This is a genomic window from Vibrio sp. 10N.237.312.B06, from assembly GCF_041464685.1.
Classification (GTDB): domain Bacteria; phylum Pseudomonadota; class Gammaproteobacteria; order Enterobacterales; family Vibrionaceae; genus Vibrio; species Vibrio tasmaniensis_A.
Genome location: NZ_JBFSPI010000194.1, coordinates 1 through 1,425, shown reverse-complemented (window position 1 = coordinate 1,425; position 1,425 = coordinate 1). Strand labels below are relative to the sequence as shown.

Sequence of the window (1,425 nt, the reverse complement as noted above, 5' to 3'; positions counted from 1 at the left end):
TAATGCCGATCGTTTAAGAAGACTTGAACGATCTTGCAGTTAGCAGATAATCCCCATCAACAACGTTGATGGGGATTTTTTTATGCTTGAACAAGAATTAGCAATGGCACACGAGACCATTGAAGATGCCGACAATTATGAATCTGTTGTCGACGCCATTCAGATTGAGTGGATAGAACAAGCTCTTCTTGAAACCAATAAAGCGAGCATAAGACGACGTCGGCTTCCCGCTCAGCAAGCTGTCTGGTTAGTTATTTGGATGGGGCTGCAACGCAACATGTCTATCAAAGAGGTGTGCAGTTCATTAGACATTGCACTTCAGCCTAAACCTGAAGATAGCTGGTCTCGTGTTGCACCCAGTGTCCTAACTGATTCACGCCGACGTCTAGATGAGAGTCCGTTAGCGGCTCTGTTTCACACAACGGTAAAGGCTTGGAATGGAGATATCCTTCAACAAGACAAAGACTTAGAGCTTAATGTTCTTGCTGTCGATGGGACAACATTTAGGTGCCAAGATTCCCCAGAGAACGCTGAAGAATTTGGGTTCATCTCTAAAAAATTGAAACCTTACCCTCAACTTCGTTTAGTCGCTTTGATGTCAACAGAAACTCGAATGATTATGGGGGCGGCTTTTGATGGCTGTCATGTCGGTGAAACGACCTTAGCTAAGCGCCTATTCAATGATATCCCCGCACATTCATTGACCTTATTTGATCGTTGTTATTTCTCGGCAGACCTCTTGTTGTCGTGGCAAGAGAGTGCGGAAAATGCTCACTGGTTAATGCCTGCAAAGCGTAAGCTACGCTATGAAGTGTTGGAGAAATATGCGGAGAACGACATGCTCATCTCAATGCCCATATCTCCTCAAGCTCAACGGCAGAATCCGAATTTACCCGCACGTTGGGAAGCCAGATTAGTCCTATATCAAGAGCCAAAAGGTGAGATAAAAGGTTTTATTACTTCACTTACAGACCCTAGTAGATACTCGCTAGAAAGCCTGCTGCGTATTTATTGGCAACGCTGGGAGATAGAAGAAGGTTATGGTGAAATTAAACAGACTCAACTGCAAAGTCACGTCACTTTACGAAGTCGTTTTTCTGCCGGTGTGAAGCAAGAGCTGTGGGGCGTATTACTTGCCTATAACTTAGTGCGATTAGAGATGGTTAAGATAGCTTCAGAAGCCGGGGTTCGAGCGACTAGGGTCAGTTTTACCGCCGCAATTAACCTTATTGATGCGCAATTACGTTGGTTAGCTTTAAGTCCAGACGGAACTCTACCTGTAAAACTGAAAAGGATGAGAGACAGTTTGAGTCACTTCATTCTTCCAGATAAAAGAAAGGACCGAACGTTTCCACGTTCAGTCCTCTTTGTCCCAGCCAAATATCCGTTCAGGTTCAAGCAATAATGCTTATCCGAACGGCATTA

At 44.4% G+C, this 1,425-nt stretch carries 1 protein-coding gene; it reads left to right on the top strand.

The window, feature by feature from the left end; translation table 11 throughout:
• Positions 1-82: 82 nt before the first annotated feature.
• Complete coding sequence (locus AB6C75_RS23475) at positions 83-1,405, top strand: IS4-like element ISVbsp1 family transposase (protein WP_009845967.1); 1,323 nt, start codon at positions 83-85, stop codon at positions 1,403-1,405.
• Positions 1,406-1,425 lie beyond the last annotated feature (20 nt).